Below are 23,490 nucleotides of genomic sequence, written 5' to 3' on the forward strand. Positions count from 1 at the left end.
GCTCACTCTTTTTGGTACACTGATCACTGAAATATACTCTCACACTTGCTGCAAAAGGAAAGCACCAATGCACAAAAGTATAACGCACATCAATATATTACCGGCATTTTTGTTGGCTTTGGGGCTGGCCTCAATTGGCTTTTTGCTACACAGCGCCATAGTGCAATTTAAAGCCATGGACAGAACGGTCACGGTTAAAGGTTTGGCCGAGCAGCAAGTGCCTGCCGATACCGCCATTTGGCCCATTGCCTTTACCGAGGCGGGGGATAAACTCGATGATGTGATGGCGGCGGTGGAGAAAAAGCAAGCGGCAGTGGTGGCCTTTTTAAAACTGCACGGTTTCAGTGATGAAGAAATATCCCTCGGCCAGGTTGCGGTGGTAGATAAGAAAGCTCAGCAATATGGTCCAGAGCAAGTGGGGTTAAGGTACTTGGTGACAGCGAATATGTCGGTGTACAGCCAAGACCCCGAAAAAGTTCGTCATGCGAGCAGTCAGATCAGTGAACTGGCGAAGCAAGGAATTGCTGTCAGTGGCGATAGCTACAGCAATCGTATTGAGTATTTATTCACGAGCTTGAATGACTTAAAACCGCAGATGATTGAACAGGCAACTCATAATGCCCGTGAAGTGGCGACTAAATTTGCCCATGATTCGCAATCAACGCTCGGCAAAATTAAGTCGGCGCGCCAAGGCCAATTTAGCATTAGCAGCCGCGATTCCAACTCGCCGCATTTAAAAAAGGTCAGGGTGGTGAGCACCATTGAGTATTACTTGGTGGATTAGCCCCAAGGCAGCGGGCTTTAGTGCGAACATAAAAAAGCCGTAACAAACTTTTTGCTTGTTACGGCTACTGTTTCTCTTGCCTTATGCCTGCTTGCTAGCGACCCAGTCGGCAACCATTTCTTCAAGTAGGTTCAGTGGTACTGGGCCATTTTTAAGCACGATATTGTGGTATTCACGAATATCGAATTTATCACCTAGCGCCTTTTTAGCTTGCTCACGCAGCTCAACGATTTTCAGCATACCAATCTTATAAGCGGTGGCTTGTGATGGCATAACGATATGACGCTCTACCATTTTCACTGCGTCCGAAGTTGCATTAGGGGTGTTATTGACGTAGTAGTCGATACCCTGTTGACGCGTCCAACGTTTAGCATGGATACCGGTATCTACAACCAAACGGCATGCGCGCCAAAGTTCCATCGCTAAACGGCCAAAGTCAGAGTAAGGGTCTTGATACAGCCCCATTTCTTTTGGCAGCAGCTCTGAGTAAAGTCCCCAGCCTTCGGTGTAAGCGGTAAAACGCCCGTATTTACGGAAGTTAGGCACGCCTTCGAGCTCTTGGGCAATGGCGATTTGCATGTGGTGGCCTGGGATCCCCTCGTGATAAGCCAAGGCTTCCAATTGGTAGGTGGGCATGGCTTCCATGTCATACAAGTTAGCGTAGTAGACACCTGGGCGTGAGCCATCGGGAGCCGGCTGTTGATAGAAGGCTTTACCCGCTGACTTTTCGCGGAATGCTTCAACACGTTTTACTTTTAGTCCGGCTTCAGGTTTTACTAAGAACAGCTCATCGAGGCGTCCCTTCATATCATCAATCACACGGATAGCTTCATTTAGGTATGCTTCGCGACCGGCTTCGGTATCGGGGTAATAGAACTGCTCATCGGTTTTCATAAACTCCATGAACGCTTTTAAATCGCCCTCGAAGCCGACTTTTTCTTTGATGGCGCGCATTTCATCATGAATACGCTGTACTTCCGCAAGACCGATGGCGTGGATTTGTTCCGCGCTTAAATCGGTGGTGGTGGTGCGCTCCAGCATGGTGTTATAAAAGGCTTTACCATCAGGGAACTTCCAAGCACCGTCACGGTTATCGGCGCGTTTTTCAAGTTGTTGTAGGTAACTGATTAAGCCGTTATATGCTGGCTTGACTGAGACTTGTAGCGCTTCGGTGGCTTCGGCAATTAAGGCGCTCTTATCGCCATTGTCGATATCTAGCTTGTCGACTTTGCGTTTAAAGTCGGCCAATAAAGTAGAGTCTTTATCACCACCGAAGGGGGCACCTTTAATGATGTTTTGGCTGGCTTCAATGACGTGTGGGAATACAAACTTCGGGGCAATGATGCCTTTGTCTGCGCGAGTTTGTAAATTGGTTTGTAGCTGTGTAAATAGCTTAGGCACCCCATTTAAACGAGCAATATAGGCTTTGGCATCCTCAACAGTGCTGATTTGATGTTGGTTGATAAGGAATGCCGCCACCATAGAGTGGGTGCCAAACATTTGGTTAACTGGGTAGTTATGGTAGCGCCATTGGTAATCAGCGATGCTTTGCTCTAAGTTTTGTTGCATTAGGTCATAGCTGATTTGGGTATTCGCATCGAGCTTAGCGCGATCTATGGTCGCCAGCGTGGCGAGATCTTTTTTCGCTAACGCTAAATCTTCTTTAGCGCGTGCTTCGCTTTCATCGTCCCATTTGTCATAGTCTTTTTTAATGCCCATGTAGGTTTGGTACACAGGGCTGCGCATCACATTACGGTTAAAGACCTCTTCGAAAAATGCATTGGCCTTTGCTACTTCCGATTGCACCACTTGCTGCTGTACTGGCGCACTGTTAGCAGTGCTGTTATTTGCTGGGGTGCCTTGGCAGCCAGCCAGTAGTGCGGCACTGACAGTGGCCGCGATTAGAGTGAGCTTACGCATAGTTAGATACCTATTTCACTTGTTGTTTTAATATTGCACATAGCGCCAAGTATCACAGTCGTTAGGCTAAATGCAGGACTGCGCTATTGGCTGCTATATCGCTAAAATGGATTCAGTGTATACCCTTGTTGTTGTAATTGTGCATGGGCGGTCATGGCTGAAAGGGCCATGCGGACCCCAGGCAACAACTGCTTAGCACTGATGTTGTTGTGCTTTGCCGATTGGCCGCACACATACACTTGGGTATTATTTGCGAGCAGTTGGCGAATTAACGAAGCGTTGGCATTATCAGCGGCAAATCGCGCTTGGTATTCACTGCTTTTGAGTACATCTTGGGTCGCATCGCCATGAACCACCAGTGCCAATGCTATATTTTTTGGGTTCACGCCATGGGCCACATGCATGTTTATAAATCGGGCTAATGAGTTGATGTGGTTATTTTGCTCACCAACCGGTGCCCCAGAGGCCACGTCAAAGGCAATTTTAAAGCGCACGTCCTGGCCAATAGGGTCACTGTCGGGTACCGGATAAAAGAGCCCAAAGTCTTTAATGACCGGCTCATTAGTGGCGCTGTGCGCCGTACCAGCCAACAGTGTTATTAGCAAAAACACCCACCTCATTGTGCTTATCCTTCTGTGTTTGTGGCTACTCTATAAGCCGAAGTTTAATCGTCAACAAAGAGCGCAAGTAACTCATTAAGGTAACGATGACCCTGAGCTGTGACTGTTAGTTGGGTATTATCTAATGCCACTAACCCTAGTTGCTGCGCTCGTTGCAGCTGCGGCTCAATATGCGATAACGCCAAGCCGGTCAGCTGGGCAAATTCAGCGATAGGGCAAGGCTCCATCAACCGCAAGCGATTCATCATAAACTCAAATGGCCGCTCTTGTTCGCTGACTGACCAGTCGCGATACAAATATGGCTTGGTTAAATCCATATAGCCGCGCGGGTGCTTGACCTTCTCGGTGCGCACGATCTGCCCATCAGGCTTGGTTATTTTGCCATGAGCGCCACAGCCTATGCCTAAATAATCGCCGAATCGCCAATAATTTAAGTTGTGTTGGCACTGATGCCCCGGCTTTGCGTAGCCAGAAATTTCATACTGCTGGTAGCCCGCTTCGGCCAACAGTGCTTGCCCCCTTTCTTGGATTTGCCATAAGGTGTCATCCTCTGGCAGGGTCGGGGGCTTGGAGTAAAATTGCGTGTTAGGCTCAATAGTAAGCTGATACCAAGAAATATGCGGGGGTTGCAGCGCGATGATTTGTGTTAAGTCTGCTAATGCATCATCAATAGACTGGCCGGGGAGGCCGTGCATCAAGTCGAGGTTAAAGCTGCGAAGGCCAACATCATGGGCTTGTTTTGCCGCATTGATGGCTTCTTCTTGGCTATGAATACGGCCCAAGGCTTTCAGCTTATCTTGTTGCATTGATTGCACCCCGATGGAGATGCGATTGACGCCGGCTTGGACATACTCACTGAAACGCCCCGCCTCAACTGTGCCTGGGTTTGCCTCCAAGGTCACTTCGGCATTTTCCTGTAGGGGAATGAGCGCTCTTACACCGTCAAGCAATTGTTGCATAGCCTGACCGGAGAGCAAGCTTGGCGTACCACCGCCAATGAAAATACTGTGAATAGGGCGTCCGCAGGCGAGCGGCGCGTCATTGCGCAGGTCGCCAAGCAGATGCTGGACATATTCTTGCTCAGGGATTTGTTGGCCTTTTTGCGCATGGCTATTAAAGTCGCAATAAGGGCATTTTTGGACACACCATGGGATGTGAATATATAAGCTCAAAGGTGGAAGGTGTTGCACTGCTTAGCCTTTTAACGCGCTGAGTAAGTGGCGTAATGCTTGTCCACGATGGCTCAGACGATTTTTTTCTTCCTTGCTTAGCTCGGCGCTGGTTTTTTCCAAACCGTTTACTTTGAATACCGGGTCATAGCCAAAACCTTGGGCACCGCTGCGCGCTGAGGTGATTTCTCCTTCCCAAGTGGCCTGGCAGATTAATGGCAATGGGTCGTGTTGGTGGCGCACCAGCACTAACACACAGCAAAAGCGGGCACTGCGTTGGTTTTTACCTTGCATGGCCGCGAGTAATTTATCTATGTTGTCGTCATCGTTGGCATTGGCCCCAGCATAGCGAGCGCTATAGACGCCGGGAGCACCATCAAGGGCATCAACAATCAATCCAGAGTCATCGGCGATTGCAGGGAGACCCGTTTCGGCGCTGGCGTGGCGAGCCTTAATAATGGCGTTTTCAACGAAGGTAGTGCCAGTTTCTGCAACATCGCTTACCTGGAACTCACTTTGTGGTTTTATTTCAATATTTAGCTCGCTTAACAGCGCACTGAGCTCAGCAACTTTGCCTTTGTTACCTGTGGCTAGCACCCAAGTGGTCATGTATTCTCTCTTAATGTTCGTACAACTTTTGATGGAAACGCAGCACTTCAACTGTATTTCCTTGCGTTAAGGTTATTTCAAAGCGATAAACTTCTTCGTTATCAAAGCGCATTTGGGCTATGTAATAGATGCTCTCGCCTTCTTTAATTTCTTTAAAGGTTAACTGTTCTGTTTGACCAATGAGGTTTTTGGCGCTGCCTTGAATATCGACGGCTTGGGCTTGGTTATTTTGTAATACCGAAATATTGATTAGGGCTCTATCGCCAGCCCGTTCTAAGTCATAGTTACGCGCAACTTCTGCGGGAACGGATGTTGAGGGAAAGGCAATATAGTGTACTTGCCAGTGACCCAAGTTTTTAAATTGACCTCCTTGAACTTCGGCTTGCTCGCCATAGCTGGGGGAGATGCTGAGTATGCATAACAGCAATGCAGTGAACAGGGTTTTCATAATATGACTCCTGTGGTTAGGCGTTGGCCTTAGCTCGACCAACGCACTCTTTACCCTTAAGTGTACCGGAGAACAGCAAAGCCGGGGCTTGCTGCGAGTTCAGGTTAGCCGATAAAGTCCATAAACAAAATTTGTAAGAACTGTAAGGCGATAATCAAGACAAGGATAGAAAGATCCAAGCCACCAAGGGGTGGGATCACCTTGCGTATCGGTCTTAGCATGGGTTCAGTAAGTTGATGGAAAATCGCTTCTATGGGATTGTACCCTTGGCTGACCCAGCTCAAAATGGCACGAATAATGAGCACCCAGAACAGTAAGTTGAGACCTTCTTTAACTACCGTTAGAGCGCCGGAGATAAGCACCGTAGGGGCACTCCAGCCGCCGTGGAACATCATCAGAAGCACACTGACCTTGGCAAAGGCAACAATGAATGCCAGCACCAGTGAAGCGATATCCAAACCGCCAAAACCGGGGATGATTTTACGTAATGGGTTCACTGCAAAACTGGTGGCCTTCACCACAAATTGACTCAGCGGATTATAGAAATCCGCTCGCACAGCCTGCAGCCAAAAGCGCAACAGCACCACCATTAAAAATAGATCGAATACGATCCCAACAAGAAATTGCATGGCATTCATGAGCTTAGTCTCTTCGCAAGTTAAATTTCTTTTTCCATCTCTTGGGCACGGGCAATACAGGCATCCATGGCTCCGGCAACAGTCTGTACTAGGCCTTGGTCTTTTAGGTGCTCAACGGCAGCGTGGGTGGTACCGCCTTTAGAGGTGACGTTAGCACGCAGTTGCGAAATGCTAATATCGTCCTGCGACAAGGCCATCTCCGCTGCACCCAAAGCTGTTTGTTGTACTAGTGCACGAGCTTGTTGCTCATCAAAGCCTAGTGCCTTAGCTTTTTCTTCAATGGCTTCCATAAACAAGAAGAAGTATGCAGGTGAAGAGCCAGTGACGGCTATAATGTTGTTAATTTGCGCCTCTTCATCAACCCATACAGCGATACCGGTGCATTCAAATACACTTTGAATAAAGTCACGTTCTTGCTCATTGATACCTTCAGCATACAGGCCTGATACACCACGGCCCAATAATGAAGGCGTGTTTGGCATGCAGCGCACCATTTTCACTGGTTGGCCGAGCATTACTTGTAAGCGCGCAACAGTAATGCCCGCCGCCACGGAAATAAACACTTTGCCGCTAAAATCAACACCAGCATCAATAAAACTTTGCGCTAAATCCGCCATCATTTGTGGCTTAACCGACAACACGATGACATCGGCCTTTTCAATCGCTTCAACGTTATCCGAGGTGGTTTGTACACCAAAGTCAGCGGCGACCTTCGCGAGTTTTTCCTGATTACGGTTGGTAGCAATAATGCGTTCTTTCGCAAAACCGTTTTTCACCATGCCGCCAATAATGGCGTAGCTCATGTTTCCAGTACCAATAAACGCGATGGTTTTTTGTGACATATAAACCTCAACTTGTTGTGTTATTAGAATATACGATTCAACGTCCTAGCTGCGCTCTCCAAATATAGCAGTGCCCACTCGGACCATGGTTGAACCGGCGGCGATGGCCGCATCCACATCAGCACTCATGCCCATGGACAAGGTATCTAGCTGTGGATATTGGGTCTGTAGTTTATCAAAGCAAGCCTTTAATTTCTCGAAAGATTGCAGTTGCGCATCGAAACTGTCGGTTTTTGCTGGGATTGCCATTAATCCACGCAGGTGCAGCTGTCGACTATTGTCAACGAGTTCAGCCAACTGCGGCAATTGTGCTACTGAACAGCCAGACTTATTGTCGTCGTTATCAATATTCACTTGAATGAGAATATTGAGCGGTTTCATATTCGTGGGGCGCTGCTCATTTAAACGCCGAGCAATTTTTTCCCTATCAACGCTTTGCACCCAGTGGAAGTGCTCGGCAATCGCTTTGGTTTTATTACTCTGAATGGGGCCTATAAAATGCCATACTATTGTCTTATGGTCGTTAAGTGCCTGCACCTTCTCAACACCTTCTTGGACATAGGATTCAGCAAATTCTCGGTGACCATGATCAAAAGCCGCTAAAATATCTTCTAGGGGTTTTTTCTTAGAAACGGCGATTAAAGTGATGTCTTTTTCATCGCGATTGCATTTTTTTGCCGCCGTAGCGATTCGGGCGTAGGCGGCATCGAGTCGTTCTGCTATTGTAACCATAAAGTTATCAGTTAGTTGTGGAGTCCTGTTATGGATATTACTGAATTATTGGCCTTTAGTGTGCAACACAAGGCCTCGGATTTACACCTTTCAGCCGGTGTATCGCCGATGATTCGTGTCGACGGCGACGTGCGCCGTATTAACATTCCCGTGCTTGAGGCCAAGGAAGTCAGCGGCCTTGTCTACGACATTATGAACGATAAACAGCGCAAAGAATACGAAGAAAACCTAGAAGTGGATTTCTCGTTCGAGGTTCCTGACTTGGCGCGTTTTCGTGTTAACGCCTTTAATTCTAACCGAGGCCCAGCAGCGGTGTTTCGTACCATCCCCAATGAGGTGCTGACCTTGGATGATTTGGGCGCGCCGGAGATATTTAAAACCATCTCGGAAAACCCCCGTGGTCTGGTGTTGGTGACTGGGCCAACAGGTTCGGGTAAATCAACCACCTTGGCGGCGATGATTGATTACATCAATAAGTCACGTCACGACCATATCCTTACCATTGAGGACCCGATAGAATTCGTACACCAAAACAAGCTTAGCTTGATTAACCAGCGGGAAGTTCACCGTGATACGCACAGCTTTAACAATGCCTTGCGCAGTGCGTTGCGTGAAGACCCCGACGTTATCTTGGTCGGTGAGCTGCGGGACTTAGAAACCATTCGCCTAGCGATGACCGCAGCAGAAACAGGTCACTTAGTGTTTGGCACCTTGCACACCACCTCAGCACCAAAGACCATTGACCGTATCATTGACGTCTTCCCCGGTGAAGAAAAAGACATGGTACGTTCGATGCTTTCAGAATCACTGCGCGCGGTTATCTCGCAAACACTGTTGAAAAAAGTGTCGGGCGGGCGAATTGCGGCGCACGAGATTATGATAGGTATCCCAGCGATACGAAACCTTATTCGTGAAGATAAAATCGCGCAGATGTACTCGTCGATTCAAACTGGCGCTGCGCATGGTATGCAGACCATGGACCAGTGCTTACAAAACTTGTTAAACCGTGGCCTTATCAGCACACAGGCTGCACAGGCGAAAGCCCATGATAAGACCCAATTCGGCATGTCGGGTCAGTAGTAGGATTAACACCATGATACAACCTTTAGCGCATTATTTGCAGAAGATGATCGCCTTGCAGGCATCGGATTTATTTGTTTCTACGCATTTGCCGGTGAGTGCCAAAGTGAATGGCGAGCTCACCCCCCTTGATGACTATATACTCAGTGATGATGAGGCATTGACCTTGGTAGAGTCGGCAATGTCCGATAAACAAATCAATGAGTTTCATAACTCTAAAGAATGTAACTTTGCCATTGCCACCGATGAGGGACGTTTCCGTATTTCGGCATTTTGGCAACGTGATCAGGCGGGGATGGTTATTCGTCGTATCGTTACCACCATACCCGACGTTAATGAACTCGGTCTGCCTTCAGTGCTTACCGATGTGATCATGAAAAAACGTGGTCTAGTGTTGTTCGTCGGTGGTACCGGCACCGGTAAGTCGACCTCATTGGCGGCGCTACTGGGTTATCGTAACCGCAACCAAAAAGGCCATATCCTTACCATTGAGGATCCAATTGAATTCGTACACGAGCATAACAAAAGTATCATTACCCAACGTGAGGTTGGACTTGATACCGAGAGTTTTGAGGCTGCACTGAAGAGCTCGCTGCGTCAGGCCCCGGATGTAATTCTCATTGGTGAGATCCGCTCGCAAGAAACCATGGAATATGCGTTAAGCTTCGCTGAGACTGGCCACCTGTGTGTTGCTACCTTGCACGCCAACAACGCCAACCAAGCCATTGACCGTATTATGCACTTGGTGCCTAAGGAAAAGCACGACAAGCTCAAATATGATTTGGCCCTTAACTTGCGCGCTATTATTGCTCAGCAGCTGATCCCTACCACAGATGGTAATGGTCGTGTGGCAGCGATTGAGGTGTTACTAAACTCACCGATGATTGCCGAGCTGATCAAAAAAGGCGAAATCGGCTCCATCAAAGAGGTGATGGCCAAGTCCAAAGAAATGGGCATGCAAACCTTCGACCAAGCGCTGTTTGATCTGTACAAGCAAAACCTCATCAACTACGCCGATGCACTGCACCACGCTGACTCACCGAACGATCTTCGTTTGATGATTAAACTTCGTAACAACGAACAACAAGGTGCAGGCTTCCTACAAGGGGTAACGGTGGACGGCCTTGGCGACGATAGCGATAGCTAAACGCTCAAGCGTAAAAAGTATCAGGGCGTTTTTTTACGCGCTGATACTCACCGTGCTACTGCCTGCTCAGGGCAGGGAGCAAAGCATTGACATCTATTTGCGTGATGATGTTTATACCGATTATGTGGCCTTTCTGGCTGGGCGCTCGCCCTTAGCCGTTAGCGACTTTAGCGGTAAGCGTGTGCGTCGGGATGTGGTCGATATGATAGTGGCGCAGCAAGCGCTGCGTCTAGGCGGCTTCGAGTACACTTTTAACTACCGTGTCGGCAAGATTAATTTTCGTAATACGCGGTTGCTGGAACAAGGTAAATTATTAATTAGTTTTGATACCTATTGGCGTGCTGATGCGCTAATACTCAGTGAGGCGGTTTTTGTCAGCGATGCGGTGATCCGTCAAGGTGAGTATTATGCGGGTATTTATAGTCACCCAGATAACACGCGGGTGCAGAGTATAACATCGCTGGCCGATATGACCGCACTCACCGCTGTATCTACGCCGCGCTGGCGCAGTGATTGGCGCACCTTGCAGGCACTGCCGTTAAAACGCATCATTAAGGAAGATGAATGGTTATCGCAAGCGCGCATGGTGTCGATGCAGTGGGTCGACTTTATGTTGATGCCACTGATGCCTCAGTATAATAACCATTACCAGCTGGATAACATATCACTGAAGGCGCATCCGCACTTTGTTGTGCAAATAAAAGACAGCCGTCACTTCGTAGTGTCTCGTAATCACCCCCAAGGTCAGCAGGCCTTTAAAGCACTCCAAAAAGGGCTGGCCAAACTGCGCGAGCAGGGCCGAATTCGAGCAGCTTACGAGCAAGCGGGGTTTATTCCTGATTTAACGCAGATGGCAGTGCTTAATAGCCCCCTTGAGCGGCAAAAAAGCTCTCCAGAATAAGCACCGCAGAGGCATTATCAATATTGCCTTTACTTAGGTTTCGATAGCCGCCCTCGGCGAATAGCTGCTCCTTGGCGGCGGCCGTGGTTAGTCGTTCATCTTGGGTTTGTACTGGCAACCCCGTTTGATTGTGCAGGCGATTGGCAAACTTACGTGCCCGGCGCGTGAGCTCTTGCTCGCTGCCATCCATATTCAGTGGTAAGCCTACCACTAACAAGTCTGGCTGCCATTCATCGACCAGGGTACGAACATCATCCCAATTAGGAATACCATCACGAGCCTTGATAGCGCGCAGGCCATTAGCAGTACCTGTTAACTCTTGGCCGATGGCGGCGCCAATACTCTTGGTACCAAAATCAAAGCCCATTACACTGCGCTGGCCCATTTTAGAGCTTGAGGACTCACTCATGCGTGACCCGCCTCCAAACTAAGCTTATTAGCATCAATACCCATAAGTTCTAAGGCTTTATGCCAGCGCTCGTTGATGGGGGTATTGAAAATAACCTCGGGGTCGGCTTCCATAATTAGCCACGAGTTTTCCAACAGCTCTTGCTCTAACTGACCCTCAGACCAACCGGCATAACCTAAGGTGATGATAAATTGCTCCGGCGCATCCTCGGTGGTGAGACTCGCAAGCACGTCTTTGGAGGTGGTGATCATTATCTCGGAGCTTAAACTTTGCGATGACGCGTAGCCCGGCTTGGGCGTGTGTAGCACAAAGCCTCGGTCAGTTTTCACCGGTCCGCCAGCAAACACCTGGCGCCCAGCGGCTTGTTGGTTTTTATCGTTGTCGATGTCTATTTTGTCTAATAACTCACCCACCGTAACATCAATAGGTTGGTTAATCACCAAACCCATGGCGCCTTCGTCGTTATGCTCGCAAATATAGGCCACTGCGTGTTTGAAAAATGGCTCTTGTAACGAGGGCATGGCGACCAAAAAGTGGTTGGTTAATGACTGCATAGACATCTCCACGATTAAGAAGTTGTTAAATTGCGCTCAAGCGCGTCAAAAAACAATGCGGTGACAGAAAAGTTGCTCTCAGCCTCTATTTCTTTAACGCATGTTGGCGCGGTAACGTTCACTTCAGTGAGTTTGTCACCAATAATATCCAGACCCACGAATAATAGTCCCTTGGCCTTTAGCGTTGGCGCCAGTGTCTCAGCGATACGGCGCTCATCATCGGTAAGAGGGCGCACCTCACCGCGACCACCAGCGGCGAGATTGCCTCGCGTTTCGCCTTTTTGAGGAATACGCGCTAAGCAGTAGGGAACCACTTCGCCATCAACGACTAACACTCGTTTGTCGCCGTCTTTAATGGCGGGAATATAGTTTTGGATCATAGCATAACGCTTGCCATGCTCAGTCAGGGTCTCGATGATCACACCGATATTGGCGTCGTCTTCTTTGACTCGAAAAATAGAGGCGCCGCCCATGCCATCGAGTGGCTTCATAATGATATCACCATGTTCAGCCAAGAAGGCGCGGATCTGCTTCGCCGAGCGGGTCACTAAGGTGTCTGGGGTAAATTCGCTAAACCAGGCGGTATAAAGCTTTTCGTTGGCATCACGCAAGCTTTGCGGTTTATTAACGACTAAGGCGCCAGCCAGTTCTGCGCGCTCTAAGATATAGGTGGCGTAGATGTATTCGGTATCAAAAGGTGGGTCTTTGCGCATTAAAATAATATCGAGATCGCCCAAGGCAATGTCCTGTTGCGGCGCTAAGTCATACCACTTCTCGGCATTATCAAACACATGGGCGCGAGCAGCGTGAGCAAAAGCTTCACCTTGGCGCAGAAACAGATCGTCCATTTCCATATAATACAATTCATAGCCGCGCTTTTCGGCTTCCAGCATCATTGCAAAGCCGGTGTCTTTTTTAATATTAAACCCAGAAATTGGGTCGCTGATAATGCCCAGTTTAATTGCCATTGCTCTACTCGTTTAATCAATCTAATTATTTTATGGGGTTGGCGCGCAGTAAATTCAATTCGCTAAATCACCAAACTGCATCTGTAACGCACTTAAGACCGTTAAAGCCGCCGTTTCTGTGCGCAAGACGCGTGGACCTATGCGAATATCCATAAAGCCATGCTCATGACTGCTGTGGATCTCTGCATCGGTAAAGCCGCCTTCAGGGCCAACTAAAAAGCGCACACCCGCACTTGGCGCCGGCATAGTTTTAATGCTGTGCTGCGCGCGAGGATGTAACGTAAGCTTAGTGGCGTCGCTCGGCTGGGTTAGCCATTGCTCCAGAGCGATTGGCGGGTGAATGGTGGTAATACGATTACGACCACATTGCTCGGCTGCGGCGATAGCGATTTTCTGCCACTGTTGATGCTTCTTTGCTAAGCGTTCGCCATTGAGCTTAACCCCACAGCGCTCACTAAATAGCGGGGTAATTTCGGCCACCCCGAGCTCCACCGACTTTTGAATGGTAAAGTCCATCTTATCGCCACGGGAGATCACTTGCCCAAGATGGATAGCGAGGGGAGATTCACATTCACTATCGATAAACTCTATACAGCGAACAGTCACGTATTTTTTGCTGCTATCAACGATTTCACAGTGATACTCACCACCGTGGCCGTTAAACAGCCGCAGTTGATCGCCAACTTGCATGCGCAACACACGGCCTACGTGCCCAGCTGCATCATCACTTAAATTAAAGTCTGTACCTAAAGCGCCTATGGTCGGCTCGAAAATATGCGGAATTCTCATTACGCTGTCCATCATCAGGATTTTGCGACAGTCTAAACTAGTCGCCTAAATGCGCAAGTATATCAGGATCCTGATTACAGCTGAGGTGATTTTGGTGATAGGGCGTAGTCAGTGGTGTAAGGTGGTAATCAGCGCCTTGCTTATTAATTAATAACCGATTTTCATGTAACGAATCAATGACCCATTTAAAGGAATTGCTAGCACTTTCATAGGCGCAGGCAAACACCAGCACGCCAGCAACGCTATGGTGTCGCGAGGCGTAACTTGATAATTCAGCCACACTGATTTCGTTATCAAAGTCACAATAACAATAATCCTTTACCTGCTGGTCAAACATAAGCTTAACCATATGACGGGTGTTCGCTCCAGCAACTATCACTGTGTGCGCATAGGGATTAGCGCAAAAGGCTCGGCTCAACAGCGGATCGCTGTCGATGAGTAAATAGTTGCTAAGATCCTTATCCATTCATTCTCTCCGTTGCCACTAGGCGAAAAACTGAATCAACAAATAGCCCATGGCACAGTATACAGAAAACACCACAGCAGCAATGCCAACATTATCTTGGTGATCAACCTCGACCCCGGTGTCGACACGATAAAGTACGATCAACAACACGGCGCGAGCCATGGCATTGACCAATAACCACATCAGACCGCAGTGTACAGCCAATGTAAAGACATTTTCTACCATCTTGCCGCTGTAGTAATTGGCGCTGGCTAGACCTGCGTAAAGGGCCAGAGCCATACCTACAGATTTGCCTGCGTAACGAATACCGATTGAGGTATTTTCCAAGTTAAAGTTACTTTGCAGCGATGCGCCTTGGTTTACCTTAGCAAAGCGAGCTTCACGCACTTTGCTATCTAGGGCAAATAAGCCCTGCAAAAATAAGAAGTTTACAAACACCACAAGCAAAGAATACATGCTGTTAGTTTGAGACCAACTGACCAAACCTATAACCACAATGCTATTTCCTAATAACATTCCCGAGTCGACTAAGGCGGCGCATACATTCTGCTTTAAAATAGCCTTCTCTTCATTAAAACGACTGAGAATCCATTTTCGATGAATAGCTTGGCCAACTTTTGTAAAAAGTAGCATCAGTATTAGCAAAAGCGGCACTTTCCACGGCTCTTCGCGCATCACCGTCAGTGAAAAGTCATCCACTAGGTAGCCGATAATCAGCACTAACGAGAGCAGGTAACTGGCATAGCTAATTCCCAGCGCAAAGTTATCACGCTGGGCGAGCTCTTCTTTTAAGGCCTGCCGCGCTCTGACTTGGGTGTAAATACGCAGTGCGAACAGCACCGCAGCAATAGCTACGAAGCTAATAGCAAAGGTATATAAGGACTCGTTTGACAAAGAAAAATACGTCATACTGGCAGCCGAAAAGGAACTTTGTTTTCATTCTAGTACGGTTGGCCCTAACTTAAAAGAGAGCGGTATCTATGACTGCACCTTCTGGTTTTAATTCGCAATTACAGCAACTTGGTAAAGATCGCTATGAACAGATATATGGCGACACGGAAATAGATAACGATTTGTTGCAACTGCTAGCGCTTAGCGACTTTGCCTACGATGTACTCAGTACCCATAAACAGTGGGGAGCGTGGCTTGTTGACCCCGAGCAACAGCAGTGTCGTGCGGTGCCGGATCCTTTGCCACAGCAGTTAGGCGATGTGTCAGAAACTCAGGCATTAACCATGTTGCGTCGTTACCGCCAGCAGTATTGGCTAAAGGTTGCTTATCTCGATTTGGTATGCGGCAACGACATCGCTGACTCCATGGCTTATGTGTCTGCTTTAAGTGATACGCTGATAGACGCAGCCAATCGATGGGCCTTCGCTCAGGTAGCTAAAGTTAATGGCGCACCTGTGGACGAACACGGCCACCCGATCGCCATGATGATTTTAGGTATGGGCAAGCTGGGCGGAAAGGAGCTTAATTACTCGTCCGATATCGACCTTATCTTCACTTACCCCCTTAACACCCCCACCCAAGGTGGGCGGCGCAGTATTGAAGCGCAGGTGTTTTACACTAAGGTGGCGCAAAAAGTGATTGCTGCCTTAGACCAACATACCGTAGATGGGCGAGTTTTCCGCGTCGATATGCGTCTGCGTCCCTTTGGTGACAGTGGTCCTTTAGTCATGAGCTTTTCGGCTATGGAGGCGTACTATCAAGAGCAAGGCCGAGAGTGGGAGCGCTACGCTATGCTCAAAGGCCGACTCATTCACGCGCCATGTAACTATGTGCATGAGTTTAACGAGATGCTAAGACCGTTCGTTTATCGCCGATATATTGATTTCTCAGTGATTGAGTCATTGCGCAAAATGAAATCACTGATTGCCCAAGAGGTGCGCCGTAAAGGCTTACAAGACAATATTAAGTTGGGCGCTGGTGGTATTCGAGAAGTGGAATTTATTGTTCAGGCACTACAGCTGATCAGAGGAGGTCGAGAGCCGCAACTACAAACTCAAAGCTTAGCTAAAGCGTTGACTGCACTGACAGAGCTCGGGGTTTTTACTGACGAGCAACAGCAGCAACTATGGCAAGACTATGCGTTGCTGCGCCAGATAGAACAATATCTGCAAGCCTTTAATGATGAGCAGACCCAGCAATTACCGCAGTCACAACGTGATTGGCTGCGATTAAATACATTGCTCAATCAAGCTAACGAAGAACACAGTCGTGCAGTTATTGAGGCGGCGATGGGGCGCATACGCGATGAGTTTGAACAAGTCATTGGCTTTGAGCCAGAGCAGGGTGATGACTTGGATGACAGCTATACCCTGGCGTGGGAGCATAACGATACCGAGGCCCTCAGTGATGTGATTGCCAATGCCCAGCAGCGTATGAGCTGGCAGGGACCCCTGAATCACTTTCATGAGCGCGTAAGCAAACAGCCTATAGGTAAACGTGGCAGAGACACACTGGATAAATTAATGCCCCATGTGTTGCAACAGCTGCAGCATGCTCACGCATGTGGTGAGGTCGTGGCCTTGGTCACCAATGTGCTCGATAAAATTATGTCGCGCACCGCCTATTTAGAGTTACTACTTGAAAACCCAGGGGCTCTCCAGCAATTAGTACGCTTGTGTGCACATAGTCGTTGGATTGGCGAACATATTGCTCATTATCCGATTCTGTTGGATGAGCTTATTGACCCTGCGGAGCTTTACAATCCTTTCCCTTTGGATGCCTATAGTAACGAGATCCGCCAGTATTTTTTACGCATTGATGAGCATGACTTAGAAATGCAGATGGAGGCGCTCAGGCAGTTTAAGCAAACCCAGCAATTACGTATCGCTGCGGCGGATGCGACCGGTGCGTTGCCAGTAATGAAGGTCAGCGACCACCTCAGCGCGTTAGCGGAGGCGATTATAGAGCAAGCAGTTAACCTTGCCTGGCAGCAAATGGTGGCGCGCTTTGGCAAAGTCCCCGGCACCGATGAACAACATAAGGGCTTTGCCGTAATCGCCTACGGTAAGGCAGGCGGGTTGGAGTTAGGTTATGACTCTGACCTCGATTTAGTTTTTGTTCACAACCACGATGGCGACAGCAGCACCGACGGTGATAAGTCGATTTCCGCACGGCAGTTTTATTTAAAACTAGCGCAGCGCTTGATGCACCTTTTTAACACGCGCACCAGCTCCGGCATTTTATATGAACTCGATACTCGCTTGCGCCCTGAAGGGTCATCAGGCTTGTTAGCCATCAATATCGAGAGCTTTCTTCACTACCAGCAAACTCAAGCTTGGACTTGGGAGCATCAGGCCTTGGTGCGTGCCCGCATGGTCTATGGAATCAGCGCGCTACGCCAACGATTTAGTGAAATCCGTATAGAGATATTAGCGCAAGCGCGGCAGATAGCACCGCTTCGCGACGACGTGATCGCCATGCGGGAAAAAATGCGGCGGCATTTAAACCGAGAAAACGAGTTTATGCTTGATTTGAAGCAGGGTGTTGGTGGGATGACCGATATTGAATTCATCACTCAGTTTTTGGTTTTGGCCCATGCGCACCACCATCCAGCATTACTCGAGTATTCAGATAATATCCGCATTTTGGAAGCGGCGGCGCACTGTGGCTGTATCAGCGAACGTCAGACGCAGCAGCTTATACACGCTTATTGCCATTATCGGGGCTTATATCATGTACTGAGTTTACGCAATCAAGAGAAAATGGTTGCCAAAATAGAGCTGCAAGATGAAATCGCCTCGGTCAGCCAAATCTGGGAGCAACTTTTTGCTGCTCCCAAATGAGGGGCATTAAGCGCGAGACATCTTTTTACAGTTTTCGCGAATGTAAGGTGAGGGGCGCTCGGTGATCACGGCCGCGCGCTCGCGGTGGCAATAGAAGGTCTGTACCTCGTATTCAAAATCACTGTCAATCGCTTTGCCCACTTGGTAGAGCGTTGATACAAAAGTGTCGTCTACGCGAAAAGGGTGCTTCACTACGTAGTCTTTATTTAAGTACCAGTAAAAGGCGATACCTTCTTCCTTGGCGAAGTCAGACATCACCTTGCGCAGTGTAGCCCCAGCGGCAAAGCGACGACTTTTAACTTGCCCTTGCCAGCGAATATCGGTGGGTTGCACCACACCGACACGTTGCTCCAGCATGCGCGTGATGTCGTCTTTAGGCTCGCCCAGCTCGATAACATACTTTTCACGCTCAGTGGCATTGCGCACGGTGTTTTTGATGTTAGCGTAAAATTGTGACAACCCTTTGGCGGCTGGGTTGCTGTCTTCCCTTACTTGAAATACAGGGCCATCGCCGAGTAAAAAATAGGCGGCGGCTAAAATAAGAATAAAAGCCAGTGATAAATGTTTAATCCAAAACCACATAGCTACTCCTGATGATGTTGTTATTGTTAAGCATAGTTGGTCATTATTGTTATTGACTAGCGATAATAAGACGGTGCATGCTCGTCAGGGCGCGTCTTAAAGCGCCGGTGTAGCCACATATATTGCTCAGGTGCATTATTAATAGCTTGCTCCATACGCTGGTTTACTTGCGTGACATCATGCACATCATCGCCACTGGGGAAGTTCTCTAGCGGAGGTTGCACCGCGAGGTGGTATTTTCCCTGTGCGTCTCGGCGAGTCATAATGCTCAGTGTTCGGCAATGGCGACTATTTGCAAATAATAGTGTACCAGTGGTGGTTGCTGCCTCTTTGACGGCAAAAAAAGGCGCAAAAACACTGCGATTGCGGCCATAATCTTGGTCCGGCAGGTAGTAGCAAAACTTTTTATCTTTTAGAGCTTTAAGTAAAGACTTAACATCACGCTTTCCAACCAAATACTCGTTCGAACGCAAACGTCCCTTGGCGGTAAAGTAATCCATTAAGGCATTGTTATGGGGGCGATAAAAAGCCACGCCTTGGCGCTCTAATCCCATTACGCGAGAGGCCATTTCTAAATGCAGAATATGAGGCACCAATAACAGCACACCTTTACCGTCTTTATTGGCTTGATCTACATGCTCTAATCCGGTGATGGACCCCATCACTCGTTTTACTCGCCATGCGGGCCACCACCATGCCATGGCACTTTCAAAAATGGCCATGCCGGTGTTTTCCATATTCTTAAGCACCAACTCGGCGCGCTCGGCTTCTGTTAACTTTGGGTAGCATAAGGCAATGTTGACTTCAGCAATTTTTCGGCGTTTTTTTACAAACCGATGCACTAAACGACCTAATGCACGCCCTAAGGCTAATTGCCAGGATTGTGGTAGCCAGCTAAGGGTGTAAAGTAAAAAAATGGAGAGCCAGCTTGGCCAATACTTGGGGGTTAAGAAGGCAAGTTGGAAAGTTGCTTTGTTGACCACTGTAGTTGTTATTCACCGTTGTAGATGGCGGACAGTATACGTTATTCATATAACAAAGCCAGTGCTGGGCACTGGCTTTATCTTGACGCGTTAGCTTTGTGGCTTCAGGCCTTGATTTATTGCCTGTAGGTCCTCAGCGGTAAGCGTGCCCGCAGCTTGTTTCAGTGCCAGAGTCGATACTACATAGCGGTAACGCACATCGGCTAAGTTACGTTTGGCATTGTAAAGGTTCTGGGTGCTAATCAACACATCCACAATGGTTCTTGTACCCACTTCGAAACCAGCTTCCGTGGCCTGTAAGGCGCTTTCTGCGGAAACCACAGCTTGCTCCAATGCTCTGTAGGTAGCGATATCAGACACCACTTGGTTATAAGAGGTAATCGTGGTTCGCGTTACCCCGCGCAGGGTCGCTTCTAAGTCTTCACTGGCAACAACATAAAGGGCACGTGCTTGGTCAGTTGAAGCCACTGTTGCTCCACCAGAGTAAAGCGGAAGTTCGAAGTTTAAGCCCACTGACGCTGTGTCGCCACGCGGAACATGGTCATTAACAACGGTTTGGCCCATGATAGTACGCTCACTATCAACTAATGAATCGCCGTAGGCTGCATTGAGAGTCAGCTTCGGATAGTGACCTGTTTGCGCCAAATCGATTTGTTGTTTGGCGATATCAACCGATGCTTTAGCAACTTGCAGCTCTAAGTTGTTCGCTTTAGCCAGAGTAACAAAGTCCTCGGTGGCTTTATTCGGCTTCACCGTAGAGAAAGTTTCAGTATCAAGCTGGTCAAGTTTGGCGTGGTACTTACCGGTGATTTCACGGAGTTTTTCGCGCGCTGTTTCAACATCGTTTTTAGCGACGATTTCGCGAGCGACTGAGTTATCGAATTGCGCTTGCGCTTCGTGTACATCGGTAATGGCAGTTAGGCCTACCGCGAAACGCTGCTTGGTTTGCTCGAGCTGGCGTTCGATAGCGCGTTTTTCTGCTTGCACAAATTCTAAGGTATCAATGGCAGCTAATACTTCAAAATAGCCCTGTGCGACACGCACAATCAGCGCTTGTTGCGCTTGGTCGTATACGGTCTTTTGTTGCAGAGCTTGCTTCTCGGCAATATCCAATGAGCGCCATGCGTTAAGGTCGAATATGGCTTGGCTTAAGCCAATCTCACGAGAAAAGCTATCGCGCTCGCTGTCAACCTTGACCAGTTGTAGCAAGTCGTCATCAAACTCGTAGCTATCACTTTCTGATTTAGTGTAGCCCATGCTGAAACCAAGCTGAGGCAACAACGCGCTCAGTGCACGGTCTGTGTTATGCTCTTGTGCTTCGGCGTTAGCTTTAGCTTTTAAAACAACGGGATCGTTCTCAAGTGCAATTTCGTACACCTGCATTAGGTCTTCAGCATGACTGTAAGTGCTAAAGCTGCAGCTCAATGCAATCAGCGTGGTCAGTAGTGTCTTTTTCATTATCAGTACAGTCCTTAGAATATTCAGCGAATTAGGAGCATGTTATCGTGTTTCTCGCGATTTGCGAAAAGCAAAAACGTAAATTGACTGCGCTTAAGTGTAACAGAATATAATTTTCGCGGAAGGGTAAACGCGACCGTTGACTTATAAACTTTTTAGCCAAGTGGGGTGGCGAGTATAAAATGAATAAAATCAATCAGTTCGATAAAGGCGATGTGACCATTGAGAGCACCGAGGAAGTGTTTAAAGGTTTTTTCAAAATCGATAAGTACCGTTTCAAACACGCATTATTTGCCGGTGGCACCAGTGCAATCATTGAGCGTGAAATATTTGAACGCGGTCATGCTGTGGCCGTGTTGCCTTATGATCCAGCAACGCGTTCGGTGTTACTCGTCGAGCAAATTCGCATAGGCGCCTTGGCAACCAAAGATAACCCCTGGCTATTAGAATGTATTGCTGGCATGGCTGATGGCAGTGAAGATTACCCGGCGGTAGTACGTAAAGAAGCGCAGGAAGAAGCGGGTTTGGAATTGCAGCAATTGGACTTCATGCTGTCATACCTTTCGAGCCCCGGCGGGACAACAGAGCGGTTGTATTTGTATTTAGCGCAAACTGATTTATCAGGAATCGGTGGCACGGTACACGGACTGGATGATGAAGGTGAAGATATTAAAGTACATGTGATGGCTGTTGATGAGGCAATGGCGCGCCTAAACAACGGGGAAATTGATAACGCCGCAACAGTGATTAGTCTACAATGGTTAGCACTCAATGAGCAGCGAATTCAACAGCAATGGGGCGCTGAGTGACAGTACAAAGAAAAGCAGGATACATTCAATCCCTGCCTAAATACCTCACTTTGTGTGAGCGCAACTATGCCAACGTGATGCGCATTTTGCCAAGCGCTGGCACAACGGGCGCATCGCAGTTACTCACTATCGCCAATGAGCAATATGAGGTTGTGATTGAGCAAGCTGCCAAATACACCACTGATATTTGTATTACTCAAGTGCAAGGAGCGGTGGAGGGCCTATTCACACCGCCAATGAATGTTCGCATTTATCACGATGCCAAGGTCGCAGAGGTAGTGCATCCAAACTACCATACGCGAATTAAGCCATCTTATGGTTACCCGAACCCGAAAATGCATCATAAAGACGAAAAATACCAAGTTAATGCGTTTTTGCATGACTGGTTGAGTTTTTGTATGTCACATGGCGAAGCGGTTTTAGATTGGGATTGTAACAGTGGCTTGGTTTGAATCCCCTTATTTTTGCCCTGCCAGTACTGAGCTAAACTTCGCGCATTTTACCGATGCGCATTTATTTGCGCAGCCGCAAGAGCAGTACTTTGGTGTGCGTACAGCGCAGCATTTACAACAAACGCTGGCGGCCATGGCCGCTGAAGCATTTGATTTTGTGGTTTTCGGTGGCGATCTTACCCAAGACCACAGCCCTGAATCTTATCAACTGTTTGCTGAGCTGGTGGCCAATAGCGCGTTGCAGTGCCCGGTATTTTGGGTACCGGGGAATCATGATGAGCTTAGCCAGCTCAGTGCCATAACTGGAGGGCAAATTCGTCCTGAAAAACGCATTGAGCATGCTTGTGGCCAAGTTTTACTGATTAATAGCAAAGGCGATACACCGGCAGGGTGGGTGGCAGAGAATCATTTGGCTGAGCTTGGTGATGCCATTGATACAGCCGCTCCTCAGCAGGTGTTTATTACCCATCACCACCCATTGCCTATTCACGGTTATTTAGATAAGCATATTCTCGAAAATGGTGATGCGTTATTGCAATGCATCGAGACGCGTAGTCGCAGCGCAACCGTGCTACATGGCCATACACATCATGATTACCACCATGATTACCAAGGTGTTGAGGTGTTCGGCACCCCCGCCACCTCGGTGCAATTTGTAAAAAATGCAGTGAGTTGGCAACAAGAAAATCTCGGCCCAGGGTATCGTCGCGTGCGTCTCGTGGCCAATAAAGCGCCCATCACAGAGGTCAAATGGCTCGCAAATTAATTTATATTCATGGCTTCAATAGTTCTGAGCGCTCCCACAAAGCGGTGCAGCTTGGTGAGCACTTACGTACTTGGCAGGGGCAATATATTGTGCCACGTCTCAGCCATGACCCAGAGCAGGCGATCGCCCACTTGAGCGCGTTGGTGGATGAAGACACCGCCTTAATCGGCAGTTCGCTTGGTGGCTTTTATGCTACGTATTTATCGCAGCGTTATCATTTACCAAGCGTGGTGATAAACCCTGCCGTACGCCCTTTTGAGCTGCTCGATGAGTATCGCGGGGTGCAGTACAACCCCTATCAAAATTATAGCTATGAGCTGAATCACACTCACATGCAGGCCTTGCAGGGGCTTTATTTACAGCAATTAACTTCCCCCGAGCTGCTGTTTTTGTTACAACAAGAAGGTGACGAAGTGCTACCCTATGAGCAGGCTGTCGCTTACTATCAAGGTTGTAAACAACGAGTAGAAGCGGGTGGCAACCACAGTTTTATTGGGTTTGAGCGCTACTTTGCCCATATAATGCAATTTCTGAATATCTCTCTAACCACTAAGGCCGTTAACGAATAAA

At 48.2% G+C, this 23,490-nt stretch carries 26 protein-coding genes; 9 read left to right on the plus strand and 17 right to left on the minus strand.

Annotated elements, in window-relative coordinates:
- Positions 1-67 precede the first annotated feature (67 nt).
- Positions 68-784, plus strand: a complete 717-nt coding sequence (locus MHM89_RS09445) for an SIMPL domain-containing protein (protein WP_045979577.1) — start codon at positions 68-70, stop codon at positions 782-784.
- An 81-nt stretch (positions 785-865) separates the two neighbouring features.
- Here the strand turns inward: MHM89_RS09445 and MHM89_RS09450 are convergent, their stop codons facing one another.
- From MHM89_RS09450 to MHM89_RS09485, 8 genes are all read right to left on the minus strand, one after another.
- Complete coding sequence (locus MHM89_RS09450; protein ID WP_138547971.1) at positions 866-2,704, minus strand: DUF885 domain-containing protein; 1,839 nt, start codon at positions 2,702-2,704, stop codon at positions 866-868.
- Positions 2,705-2,805: 101 nt separating this feature from the next.
- Positions 2,806-3,324: a DsrE family protein gene (locus MHM89_RS09455; protein WP_239408661.1), complete on the minus strand. Its 519-nt coding sequence runs from the start codon at positions 3,322-3,324 to the stop codon at positions 2,806-2,808.
- A 44-nt stretch (positions 3,325-3,368) separates the two neighbouring features.
- Positions 3,369-4,514 carry a radical SAM family heme chaperone HemW gene (gene hemW / locus MHM89_RS09460; RefSeq protein WP_239408662.1) on the minus strand — a complete coding sequence of 382 codons (1,146 nt, stop codon included), beginning with the start codon at positions 4,512-4,514 and terminating at the stop codon, positions 3,369-3,371.
- Between the two features lie 3 nt (positions 4,515-4,517).
- The gene (locus MHM89_RS09465) at positions 4,518-5,102 is read right to left on the minus strand and encodes an XTP/dITP diphosphatase (protein WP_138590297.1); all 585 of its coding nucleotides are present in this window, start codon (positions 5,100-5,102) and stop codon (positions 4,518-4,520) included.
- Positions 5,103-5,112: 10 nt separating this feature from the next.
- Positions 5,113-5,550: a DUF4426 domain-containing protein gene (locus tag MHM89_RS09470; protein ID WP_053910609.1), complete on the minus strand. Its 438-nt coding sequence runs from the start codon at positions 5,548-5,550 to the stop codon at positions 5,113-5,115.
- Between the two features lie 104 nt (positions 5,551-5,654).
- On the minus strand, positions 5,655-6,188 hold the full coding sequence (locus tag MHM89_RS09475; protein ID WP_022946320.1) for a YggT family protein: 534 nt from the start codon (positions 6,186-6,188) through the stop codon (positions 5,655-5,657).
- 20 nt (positions 6,189-6,208) lie between these two features.
- Complete coding sequence (gene proC / locus MHM89_RS09480; RefSeq protein WP_239408663.1) at positions 6,209-7,030, minus strand: pyrroline-5-carboxylate reductase; 822 nt, start codon at positions 7,028-7,030, stop codon at positions 6,209-6,211.
- A gap of 45 nt (positions 7,031-7,075) precedes the next feature.
- Positions 7,076-7,762 (minus strand): YggS family pyridoxal phosphate-dependent enzyme, encoded by a 687-nt coding sequence (locus tag MHM89_RS09485; protein ID WP_045979572.1) that lies wholly within the window; start codon positions 7,760-7,762, stop codon positions 7,076-7,078.
- A 30-nt stretch (positions 7,763-7,792) separates the two neighbouring features.
- Between MHM89_RS09485 and MHM89_RS09490 the strand changes: the two genes are divergently transcribed.
- Genes MHM89_RS09490 through MHM89_RS09500 form a run of 3 tightly spaced genes read left to right on the plus strand, consistent with a single transcriptional unit; the run spans position 7,793 to position 10,890 of the window.
- Positions 7,793-8,842 (plus strand): type IV pilus twitching motility protein PilT, encoded by a 1,050-nt coding sequence (locus tag MHM89_RS09490; protein ID WP_022946317.1) that lies wholly within the window; start codon positions 7,793-7,795, stop codon positions 8,840-8,842.
- A 13-nt stretch (positions 8,843-8,855) separates the two neighbouring features.
- Positions 8,856-9,989 carry a PilT/PilU family type 4a pilus ATPase gene (locus tag MHM89_RS09495; protein ID WP_239408664.1) on the plus strand — a complete coding sequence of 378 codons (1,134 nt, stop codon included), beginning with the start codon at positions 8,856-8,858 and terminating at the stop codon, positions 9,987-9,989.
- Positions 9,967-10,890: a hypothetical protein gene (locus tag MHM89_RS09500; protein ID WP_239408665.1), complete on the plus strand. Its 924-nt coding sequence runs from the start codon at positions 9,967-9,969 to the stop codon at positions 10,888-10,890. Before MHM89_RS09495 ends, MHM89_RS09500 begins: the two co-directional genes overlap by 23 nt.
- On the opposite strand, the gene ruvX is transcribed toward MHM89_RS09500, so the two are convergent.
- The 6 genes from ruvX to MHM89_RS09530 are packed head-to-tail and all read right to left on the minus strand — an operon-like array spanning position 10,850 to position 14,985.
- Positions 10,850-11,299, minus strand: coding sequence for a Holliday junction resolvase RuvX (gene ruvX / locus MHM89_RS09505; protein ID WP_022946314.1), 450 nt, complete (start codon positions 11,297-11,299; stop codon positions 10,850-10,852). The genes MHM89_RS09500 and ruvX overlap by 41 nt on opposite strands.
- Positions 11,296-11,853 carry a YqgE/AlgH family protein gene (locus MHM89_RS09510; protein ID WP_022946313.1) on the minus strand — a complete coding sequence of 186 codons (558 nt, stop codon included), beginning with the start codon at positions 11,851-11,853 and terminating at the stop codon, positions 11,296-11,298. The genes ruvX and MHM89_RS09510 overlap by 4 nt, the downstream gene beginning before the upstream one ends.
- A gap of 14 nt (positions 11,854-11,867) precedes the next feature.
- Entirely contained in the window at positions 11,868-12,821 is a 954-nt protein-coding gene (gene gshB / locus MHM89_RS09515) for a glutathione synthase (protein ID WP_045979570.1), read from the minus strand.
- Positions 12,822-12,875: 54 nt separating this feature from the next.
- The gene (gene rsmE / locus MHM89_RS09520; protein ID WP_239408666.1) at positions 12,876-13,610 is read right to left on the minus strand and encodes a 16S rRNA (uracil(1498)-N(3))-methyltransferase; all 735 of its coding nucleotides are present in this window, start codon (positions 13,608-13,610) and stop codon (positions 12,876-12,878) included.
- 37 nt (positions 13,611-13,647) lie between these two features.
- Positions 13,648-14,076, minus strand: coding sequence for a hypothetical protein (locus tag MHM89_RS09525; protein ID WP_138588413.1), 429 nt, complete (start codon positions 14,074-14,076; stop codon positions 13,648-13,650).
- An 18-nt stretch (positions 14,077-14,094) separates the two neighbouring features.
- Positions 14,095-14,985, minus strand: coding sequence for a hypothetical protein (locus tag MHM89_RS09530; RefSeq protein WP_022946309.1), 891 nt, complete (start codon positions 14,983-14,985; stop codon positions 14,095-14,097).
- Positions 14,986-15,056: 71 nt separating this feature from the next.
- Here MHM89_RS09530 and glnE point away from each other — a divergent pair, with 71 nt between their 5' ends.
- Complete coding sequence (gene glnE, locus MHM89_RS09535; protein ID WP_239408667.1) at positions 15,057-17,870, plus strand: bifunctional [glutamate--ammonia ligase]-adenylyl-L-tyrosine phosphorylase/[glutamate--ammonia-ligase] adenylyltransferase; 2,814 nt, start codon at positions 15,057-15,059, stop codon at positions 17,868-17,870.
- A gap of 6 nt (positions 17,871-17,876) precedes the next feature.
- Here the strand turns inward: glnE and MHM89_RS09540 are convergent, their stop codons facing one another.
- From MHM89_RS09540 to tolC, 3 genes are all read right to left on the minus strand, one after another.
- A complete protein-coding gene (locus MHM89_RS09540) occupies positions 17,877-18,452 on the minus strand; it encodes a TcpQ domain-containing protein (RefSeq protein WP_022946307.1) in 576 nt (191 codons plus the stop codon).
- A gap of 56 nt (positions 18,453-18,508) precedes the next feature.
- Positions 18,509-19,435: an LpxL/LpxP family Kdo(2)-lipid IV(A) lauroyl/palmitoleoyl acyltransferase gene (gene lpxL / locus MHM89_RS09545; protein WP_239408668.1), complete on the minus strand. Its 927-nt coding sequence runs from the start codon at positions 19,433-19,435 to the stop codon at positions 18,509-18,511.
- 90 nt (positions 19,436-19,525) lie between these two features.
- Positions 19,526-20,893, minus strand: coding sequence for an outer membrane channel protein TolC (tolC, locus tag MHM89_RS09550; protein WP_239408669.1), 1,368 nt, complete (start codon positions 20,891-20,893; stop codon positions 19,526-19,528).
- A 182-nt stretch (positions 20,894-21,075) separates the two neighbouring features.
- Here tolC and MHM89_RS09555 point away from each other — a divergent pair, with 182 nt between their 5' ends.
- From MHM89_RS09555 to MHM89_RS09570, 4 genes are all read left to right on the plus strand, one after another.
- Positions 21,076-21,702, plus strand: coding sequence for an NUDIX domain-containing protein (locus MHM89_RS09555; RefSeq protein WP_239385002.1), 627 nt, complete (start codon positions 21,076-21,078; stop codon positions 21,700-21,702).
- A gap of 77 nt (positions 21,703-21,779) precedes the next feature.
- Positions 21,780-22,154, plus strand: coding sequence for a DUF1249 domain-containing protein (locus tag MHM89_RS09560; protein WP_081604455.1), 375 nt, complete (start codon positions 21,780-21,782; stop codon positions 22,152-22,154).
- Positions 22,141-22,920 carry a metallophosphoesterase gene (locus MHM89_RS09565; protein ID WP_239385001.1) on the plus strand — a complete coding sequence of 260 codons (780 nt, stop codon included), beginning with the start codon at positions 22,141-22,143 and terminating at the stop codon, positions 22,918-22,920. Before MHM89_RS09560 ends, MHM89_RS09565 begins: the two co-directional genes overlap by 14 nt.
- Positions 22,905-23,489 carry a YqiA/YcfP family alpha/beta fold hydrolase gene (locus MHM89_RS09570; protein WP_239408670.1) on the plus strand — a complete coding sequence of 195 codons (585 nt, stop codon included), beginning with the start codon at positions 22,905-22,907 and terminating at the stop codon, positions 23,487-23,489. Before MHM89_RS09565 ends, MHM89_RS09570 begins: the two co-directional genes overlap by 16 nt.
- The last annotated feature ends 1 nt before the right edge of the window (position 23,490 follow it).

The sequence above is a fragment of the Pseudoalteromonas sp. CNC9-20 genome (genome assembly GCF_022347875.1).
In the GTDB taxonomy this organism is placed as follows: Bacteria; Pseudomonadota; Gammaproteobacteria; order Enterobacterales; family Alteromonadaceae; genus Pseudoalteromonas; species Pseudoalteromonas ruthenica.

Excerpts from the sequence above, each read along its gene's own strand:
- MHM89_RS09445 (WP_045979577.1), top strand. The coding sequence starts at position 68 with ATGCACAAAAGTATAACGCACATCAATATATTACCGGCATTTTTGTTG.
- MHM89_RS09450 (WP_138547971.1), bottom strand. The coding sequence starts at position 2,704 with ATGCGTAAGCTCACTCTAATCGCGGCCACTGTCAGTGCCGCACTACTG.
- MHM89_RS09455 (WP_239408661.1), bottom strand. The coding sequence starts at position 3,324 with ATGAGGTGGGTGTTTTTGCTAATAACACTGTTGGCTGGTACGGCGCAC.
- MHM89_RS09465 (WP_138590297.1), bottom strand. The coding sequence starts at position 5,102 with ATGACCACTTGGGTGCTAGCCACAGGTAACAAAGGCAAAGTTGCTGAG.
- MHM89_RS09470 (WP_053910609.1), bottom strand. The coding sequence starts at position 5,550 with ATGAAAACCCTGTTCACTGCATTGCTGTTATGCATACTCAGCATCTCC.
- MHM89_RS09475 (WP_022946320.1), bottom strand. The coding sequence starts at position 6,188 with ATGAATGCCATGCAATTTCTTGTTGGGATCGTATTCGATCTATTTTTA.
- proC (WP_239408663.1), bottom strand. The coding sequence starts at position 7,030 with ATGTCACAAAAAACCATCGCGTTTATTGGTACTGGAAACATGAGCTAC.
- MHM89_RS09485 (WP_045979572.1), bottom strand. The coding sequence starts at position 7,762 with ATGGTTACAATAGCAGAACGACTCGATGCCGCCTACGCCCGAATCGCT.
- MHM89_RS09490 (WP_022946317.1), top strand. The coding sequence starts at position 7,793 with ATGGATATTACTGAATTATTGGCCTTTAGTGTGCAACACAAGGCCTCG.
- MHM89_RS09495 (WP_239408664.1), top strand. The coding sequence starts at position 8,856 with ATGATACAACCTTTAGCGCATTATTTGCAGAAGATGATCGCCTTGCAG.
- ruvX (WP_022946314.1), bottom strand. The coding sequence starts at position 11,299 with ATGAGTGAGTCCTCAAGCTCTAAAATGGGCCAGCGCAGTGTAATGGGC.
- MHM89_RS09510 (WP_022946313.1), bottom strand. The coding sequence starts at position 11,853 with ATGCAGTCATTAACCAACCACTTTTTGGTCGCCATGCCCTCGTTACAA.
- gshB (WP_045979570.1), bottom strand. The coding sequence starts at position 12,821 with ATGGCAATTAAACTGGGCATTATCAGCGACCCAATTTCTGGGTTTAAT.
- rsmE (WP_239408666.1), bottom strand. The coding sequence starts at position 13,610 with ATGAGAATTCCGCATATTTTCGAGCCGACCATAGGCGCTTTAGGTACA.
- MHM89_RS09525 (WP_138588413.1), bottom strand. The coding sequence starts at position 14,076 with ATGGATAAGGATCTTAGCAACTATTTACTCATCGACAGCGATCCGCTG.
- MHM89_RS09530 (WP_022946309.1), bottom strand. The coding sequence starts at position 14,985 with ATGACGTATTTTTCTTTGTCAAACGAGTCCTTATATACCTTTGCTATT.
- glnE (WP_239408667.1), top strand. The coding sequence starts at position 15,057 with ATGACTGCACCTTCTGGTTTTAATTCGCAATTACAGCAACTTGGTAAA.
- MHM89_RS09540 (WP_022946307.1), bottom strand. The coding sequence starts at position 18,452 with ATGTGGTTTTGGATTAAACATTTATCACTGGCTTTTATTCTTATTTTA.
- tolC (WP_239408669.1), bottom strand. The coding sequence starts at position 20,893 with ATGAAAAAGACACTACTGACCACGCTGATTGCATTGAGCTGCAGCTTT.
- MHM89_RS09555 (WP_239385002.1), top strand. The coding sequence starts at position 21,076 with ATGAATAAAATCAATCAGTTCGATAAAGGCGATGTGACCATTGAGAGC.
- MHM89_RS09560 (WP_081604455.1), top strand. The coding sequence starts at position 21,780 with ATGCGCATTTTGCCAAGCGCTGGCACAACGGGCGCATCGCAGTTACTC.
- MHM89_RS09570 (WP_239408670.1), top strand. The coding sequence starts at position 22,905 with ATGGCTCGCAAATTAATTTATATTCATGGCTTCAATAGTTCTGAGCGC.